The organism is Coleofasciculus sp. (assembly GCF_046539235.1).
In the GTDB taxonomy this organism is placed as follows: Bacteria; Cyanobacteriota; Cyanobacteriia; order Cyanobacteriales; family Coleofasciculaceae; genus Coleofasciculus.
Genome location: NZ_JBKHHI010000404.1, coordinates 1 through 6,173, shown reverse-complemented (window position 1 = coordinate 6,173; position 6,173 = coordinate 1). Strand labels below are relative to the sequence as shown.

The 6,173-nt window shown below is 46.7% G+C and carries 5 protein-coding genes; 3 read left to right on the top strand and 2 right to left on the bottom strand.

Annotated features, from left to right (window positions below; genetic code table 11):
• Positions 1-164: 164 nt before the first annotated feature.
• The 3 genes from leuC to leuD all read left to right on the top strand — a co-directional run bounded on the left by leuC (position 165) and on the right by leuD (position 3,217).
• On the top strand, positions 165-1,568 hold the full coding sequence (leuC, locus tag ACLFWI_RS25320) for a 3-isopropylmalate dehydratase large subunit (RefSeq protein ID WP_446410103.1): 1,404 nt from the start codon (positions 165-167) through the stop codon (positions 1,566-1,568).
• Positions 1,569-1,905: 337 nt separating this feature from the next.
• The gene (locus ACLFWI_RS25315) at positions 1,906-2,283 is read left to right on the top strand and encodes a hypothetical protein (protein ID WP_446410101.1); all 378 of its coding nucleotides are present in this window, start codon (positions 1,906-1,908) and stop codon (positions 2,281-2,283) included.
• A gap of 331 nt (positions 2,284-2,614) precedes the next feature.
• Positions 2,615-3,217 (top strand): 3-isopropylmalate dehydratase small subunit, encoded by a 603-nt coding sequence (leuD, locus tag ACLFWI_RS25310; protein WP_446415214.1) that lies wholly within the window; start codon positions 2,615-2,617, stop codon positions 3,215-3,217.
• 173 nt (positions 3,218-3,390) lie between these two features.
• On the opposite strand, the gene ACLFWI_RS25305 is transcribed toward leuD, so the two are convergent.
• Both ACLFWI_RS25305 and ACLFWI_RS25300 read right to left on the bottom strand, forming a co-directional pair.
• Positions 3,391-3,744: a hypothetical protein gene (locus tag ACLFWI_RS25305; RefSeq protein ID WP_446410099.1), complete on the bottom strand. Its 354-nt coding sequence runs from the start codon at positions 3,742-3,744 to the stop codon at positions 3,391-3,393.
• Positions 3,745-3,872: 128 nt separating this feature from the next.
• Entirely contained in the window at positions 3,873-5,153 is a 1,281-nt protein-coding gene (locus ACLFWI_RS25300) for a S41 family peptidase (protein ID WP_446415213.1), read from the bottom strand.
• Positions 5,154-6,173 lie beyond the last annotated feature (1,020 nt).

Below are 6,173 nucleotides of genomic sequence, written 5' to 3'. Positions count from 1 at the left end.
TGGGGCGTAGACTTGGGAAAGAGCGATCGCATTTCCGGTGGGAGGTGCGATCGCTCTTTTAATGGTTCAGATTCATGCTACAGTCGCGATAAAATAGAAAGCTCCAGCATCTATCCTATAGGTGACTGGTGATTATCCTTAAATCCGATAACGACCTTTTGCAGATGAGCGAGAGAACACTATTCGATAAAGTTTGGGACTCCCACACCGTCGGTACTTTACCTTCGGGTCAAACTCAACTCTTTATTGGTTTACACTTAATCCACGAAGTCACCAGTCCCCAAGCCTTTGGCATGTTGCGGGAAAGGGGATTGCAGGTGCTGTATCCCGATCGCACGGTGGCGACTGTGGATCATATCGTTCCCACCGAAAATCAGGCGCGTCCTTTTGCGGATGTCTTAGCCGAAGAGATGATGCAGGTGTTGGAGAAAAGCTGTAAGGATTATGGGATTCGCTTCTATAATATTGGATCGGGGAATCAGGGTATTGTTCATGTGATTGCCCCAGAACAGGGATTAACCCAACCCGGAATGACTATTGCCTGCGGGGATTCCCATACTTCAACTCATGGCGCTTTTGGTGCGATCGCGTTTGGGATTGGTACGTCTCAAGTTCGGGATGTCCTCGCCTCGCAAACCCTCGCCCTGTCTAAACTTAAGGTTCGCAAAATTGAAGTTAACGGGAAGCTTCCTCCCGGTGTTTACGCCAAGGATGTGATTCTGCACATTATCCGTACCCTAGGGGTCAAAGGTGGCGTTGGCTACGCTTATGAATATGCTGGCACAACCTTTGAGCAGATGACGATGGAAGAACGGATGACGGTGTGCAATATGTCCATTGAAGGCGGTGCTAGATGTGGTTATATTAATCCGGATCAGGTGACGTATGAGTATCTCAAAGGGCGAGATTTTGCGCCGAAAGGGGCGGATTGGGATAAAGCCGTGGAATGGTGGAACAGTATGCGTTCTGATGATGATGCCGTTTATGATGATATCGTCACCTTTGATGCGGCTGAGATTGCGCCAACAGTGACGTGGGGAATTACACCGGGACAGGGAATTGCCGTAAATGAAGCGATTCCCATACCTGACAGTTTACCCGAATCAGAACGTGCGATCGCCGAAGAAGCCTATCGTTATATGCAGCTTATTCCTGGTGCGCCAATCCAGGGGACAAAAGTGGATGTCTGTTTTATCGGAAGCTGCACCAATGGACGATTGACGGATTTACGAGAAGCCGCCCAATTTGCCCAAGGAAAGCGAGTCGCACAAGGGGTGAAGGCATTTGTTGTTCCGGGTTCAGAACGAGTCAAAAAAGACGCCGAAGCCGAAGGATTGGATAAAATCTTTGTCGAAGCGGGGTTTGAGTGGCGCGAACCGGGATGTTCGATGTGTTTGGCGATGAATCCGGATAAGTTACAAGGGGATCAAATTAGTGCATCCTCCTCGAACCGTAATTTTAAAGGGCGTCAGGGTTCAGCCACGGGACGCACCCTGTTGATGAGTCCAGCCATGGTGGTAGCGGCGGCGGTTAATGGGGAAGTTTCTGATGTTAGACAATTATTGTGAGTAGCCAATCAGCCAGCCAGCCAGTAGTGGTTCGGCACACCTAATTGGAGGAATTAACCATTAGCCCGGAAACCGTAGGGGCGCATGGCGTGCGCCCGACTCAATGGTAAAAGCTATTCCACCATTTTAGCTGGGTCACGCGCGATCATGGGCAAGTATTATAACGCGGGAAACGCTTATATTAGAGTTAGTGAATCATGCCCACCGAGCGAGTCATTTGGGGTGTATTACCAATTTTGCCAGATCTCAGTTAAAACGGGTTGAAATTAAATTATAGTGAACCGTTTTAGCTGGAAATTGCGTTCCAGGCTGATATTACAGCAACGGAGGAAAAGTTATGAATATGAGAGCGATCGCGCTTGCTACCATTCTCGGTCTATCTGCGCCTACAATTACCGAGTTTATCATTAAAACCCCTGTCGTCGCCCAAGCTAGGGTTCCTTTGGGGACATTCCAAGGAGGTGAATGGTCAGTCACCATTAACTATAGCAACAACGCCCTGACGTACTACGGTACGAATCAACGAACCGGTGATAACCTGATCCTCAGAGGTGCGAAAGTACGGGGAAATCCTCAACGCCGCATTTATATTTGGCAAAACGGCGATTATCTGTATCAAGTCGCATGGCGACCAAACAATCCAGGAATCATTCGGCTTCAGGTATTCAATCCCGCCGGACAAGAAATTCTTAATCGCCTGCTCTATGAAAATTAGGAATGAACGGCAGTAGCTGATAGTATCAGGTAGGTTGGGTTACAATGCCTTAACTCAATCTACTTCTGTTGTTGATTATATATTTATGTCCAAGATTTTTTTTGTCAAACTTTAAGGAGTAAATTTATGTTAAAAAGAATTTATATAGATAACTTTAGATGGGGAGCATGTCAGATTTGCAGATAATACCAAATCTTGGTTAGCTAACCCGTTATAACCCAGTCCGCGCAGGCGGACTTTGTTTGTGTAGCAGCGATTTCAATCGCCTCCTCTTGCTCACCCTTAGCCAAAATAGAGATATATTTTTGAATAGAAAAAAAGGAGTGAATTCATGAGTCAAGTGAAAACCGTGTCAGGACAAGGCGTTCCCGTTGTGGGTAATGATATTGATACCGACAGAATTATCCCCGCTCGCTATTTGCGCTGTGTTACCTTTGAAGGATTAGGAGACAAAGCCTTTGCCGATGACCGCGCCCAGGCGAAAGGGCAACATCCGTTTGACCGTCCCCAGTATCAAGGGGCAGATATTTTAGTGGTTAATGGCAACTTCGGCTGTGGTTCTTCGCGGGAACACGCGCCCCAAGCACTAAAAAAATGGGGCATACAAGCCATTGTCGGTGAAAGTTTTGCGGAAATTTTCTTTGGTAACTGTTTGGCAATGGGGGTTCCCTGTGTTACGGCTGAACCGGAAACCGTGAAGCAGTTACAGAGAATCCTGCAAGAGAATCCGCAAGCGCCGATAACGGTAGATTTGGAAGCTATGGACGTTCGCAGTGGTGACTTCCAAGCCTCTGTTTCAATGCCTGAAGGGGTACGACAAACTCTAATTACAGGGACTTGGGATAGTTGCGGACAACTGGTGAAGCAAGTTGACCAGGTTCGGGAGACAGCGGCGAAGTTGCCTTATCTCAAGTGGGATACAGTTACAGTATAGGATAGGCAACGTCTCATCTGGAATAGTAGGCTTGTAGTAAGGGAACCTTAGCCCTAGATGCTGCCCTAGTAACATGCGCCAACCCAACCTACTGGCGTGGCACAGCTAAAATTGTGGATTAGATTTGACCATTGGATAGGGCGCAAGTCTTTGCGCCCCTACTGTTTCTGGGTTTAAGCCGCTTTTTTGAGCGAATCATTGAGCAGCACATTACCGCTAATATCAACACTCAAGTCTTTTCCTGGCACGTATCCTTTCTGCACCCACTGTTTATAGAGGGTAAATGAGGTAATTCTGTGAATTTCCTGCATTATATCAGCAGGAATAAGATTCTCAACCGCCCAAATAATGGAGTCTGGCTCAAACCACATCAAACGTTCAATACTGACAACCAAAACAGCCGCAATATATTCAAGAGTCAGTTTGGTCGTTAAATCGGCAATCAGGGCTGACCCAATTTGGCTGTTGCGAGTCATGATTGCTCTCGCCATCCGGTCAGTTTCTCGGTCGAATTCCAAAGAGTTCATGCTGGGCTTTTGCTGTTTCTGCCTAGGATTTGCTGGTCTGGAGTCTCCGCCAGAATGTTACTGTTTCGCCAAGTATACCCAAAGATAGATGGCAGTTGGTATAAATTGTGTCTAAAAATAACATAATTTCACTCTTGAACGGCTTCCAACGCCACCTCTAGCGCCCGTTCTTTTTGCGGATCAGCGCCTTGGGCGTATTCTGGGGAGAAGGGAACCAAAATATCCGGTGTTACGCCTTTTCCTTCTAGTCGTTCGTCTCCATTCACGTAGACATCAGCGACGGCGACGTAAAGCAAGCTACCATCTGACATGAGAAATGGACGCCCCGCCACTACAGCGCCAGGGGTTGGCGTACCGACAACGGGTCCAATATCGAATTGCTGGAAACCATAAGCCAGAATTTCTTTAGCGCTGCGGCTTCCTTCGTTGACAATCATGACGACAGGTTTATTCCAGCCCGCATAGTGAGTATATTGGGTGCCATCCCGGAAAATCGTGGTTAAGCTTAATTTTGGAGCGGTGTAGATATTCAGGGCGGTGAGTGGTGAACCTCCCCATCCATCTCTTAAGTCTACGACTAAAGTGTCTGCTGGTTTGAGACGACCATAGATGAGTTCTTCTTTAAGCTGTTCTTGATAGTCATCACTGGCATAAGACCAGATATGAATATAACCGATTTTTTTACCTTGTTGTTCAATTATCTCAGTGCTGGCGTCCATGGCGTCAAGATACATGGTGGTTGTATCCAGCAATTTAGGGGTGACGGTGATTTTTTGCTGACTGTTGGAATTTGGCGATCGCTGAATTACCATTTTGACAGGAGTACCTGCTTGCTCGGCAAAGGATTCAATGGGTTGGAATGGGCGATGATCCACACTCAGAATGCGATCGCCTACCTTTAATCCGGCTTTATCGGCTGGACTTCCTTCGAGAATGGCGCTGATAAAGGTTTGGTTGTCGATAGTTTTGGTGACGATACCAATGCCAGTATATTCGATTTTGCCATTGGGAAAGAAGGGTTTGAGTTGTTGGCGTAAGTCGCGGTTTCTGGGTGCAAAGATTCCTAAGACTTGGTAGTAGGCGGGTTGGTTGGGGATGTAGAGGTGGGTGTGAGAGGTGTTGAGTTCAGAAAGCATTTGATTGATTAGGGTGGCGGCGGCTTCCCTAGATTGGGTTTGGCGGATTTTGGGTTCATAGTCGTCTTTGAGGGTTTGCCAGTTGACGCCGTTAAAGTTGGGATCGTAAAAGTTATCGTTGACGGTTTGCCAGACTTGGTTAAAGAGTTCCGTTTGAGGATTGGTTGGTGTGGAATGGAGGGGGGAGTTGAGCCAGCTAAGTAGGATTAGGCAAAGGCTAATTAGGGTGGTGATAATTAGGCGGTGATTTCGGGAAAGGGGAAATAGTTTCATAGTGGGAGAGATATATAAGCCTAGAACTAAAGTTCTGGCTAAAAGCTTAAACCCGTTAAAACGGGTTCACAGATTTATCTAGTTAGCTCGATTATTAGTTTAGCTTGAAGATGATACAGCTCTTTGCGCTGTAATAAAGTACAGTAGATCAAAGTCCCCCTTCAGATCCCCCTTCCGTCCCCCTTAAAAAGGGGGAGACCAAAGGATGCTTCGCTTTTTTTGCATGGGGGATTTAGGGGGATCGACAATGTACCGCGTAGCAGAGCAAACTGCTGTAAGTTTATTTGCTGGCGTCCAAGTTTACGATATCAGTGTCATTCAAGCGGGAAGATGTCAGAACACAAAATTTTATTGTAGGTTGGGTTGAGGAACGAAACCCAACATCCTAACCCTCTGATGTTGGATTACTCTCCAAGAAGGCTGTCGCTATCGCTGCGCGTCACGCCTACCTTCCAAGAGTTCAACCGACAAAGGTGACAGGCTCCCCATTCAAGCTCGGTTAGTGCTATTTAGATTGATTATATAAAACCCGCCTGTTAAGTTTCAAAACATAAGTTATGGGGTAAATATTGGGGTGAGAATTTCTCGCGATCGCGCCAATTTTTCTGTCCCTTTACCCTTACTTGCGATCGCGCTTTGTTTCTTGGGTTGTTTTGGCTAAGGTGGGGTTGTGGTGATCAGGCGTGATTTCGGGTTTAGGGTTGAGAGGTGGGAAGGTTGGCTTTTTTAACGCAGAGGAACGCAGAGGGGGCGCAGAGGTTCGCAGAGGGGTTGGCGGTGAGGGAAGTTTCTGATATCAATGTAGGGGCGGGTTTTACTGTTATCGTATTTTTTCACCCAGATGTTAGTAAACCCGCCCTTTGCCAAGGTTTTATTGAGTCAACGCAGTAGTTGGGCGGAGGGGTTATAGTATCAGATTTGGGAATCTTTCAGGGCTAAGATTTATCGCTGTCTTCATTTTTATTTAAAGTTAAGCTTTTTATATTCTTACCTTCAAAAATTGTTCCTTTAAGATTGGCT

Coding starts and splice junctions, on each gene's coding strand:
- leuC (WP_446410103.1), top strand. CDS start 165: ATGAGCGAGAGAACACTATTCGATAAAGTTTGGGACTCCCACACCGTC.
- ACLFWI_RS25315 (WP_446410101.1), top strand. CDS start 1,906: ATGAATATGAGAGCGATCGCGCTTGCTACCATTCTCGGTCTATCTGCG.
- leuD (WP_446415214.1), top strand. CDS start 2,615: ATGAGTCAAGTGAAAACCGTGTCAGGACAAGGCGTTCCCGTTGTGGGT.
- ACLFWI_RS25305 (WP_446410099.1), bottom strand. CDS start 3,744: ATGAACTCTTTGGAATTCGACCGAGAAACTGACCGGATGGCGAGAGCA.
- ACLFWI_RS25300 (WP_446415213.1), bottom strand. CDS start 5,153: ATGAAACTATTTCCCCTTTCCCGAAATCACCGCCTAATTATCACCACC.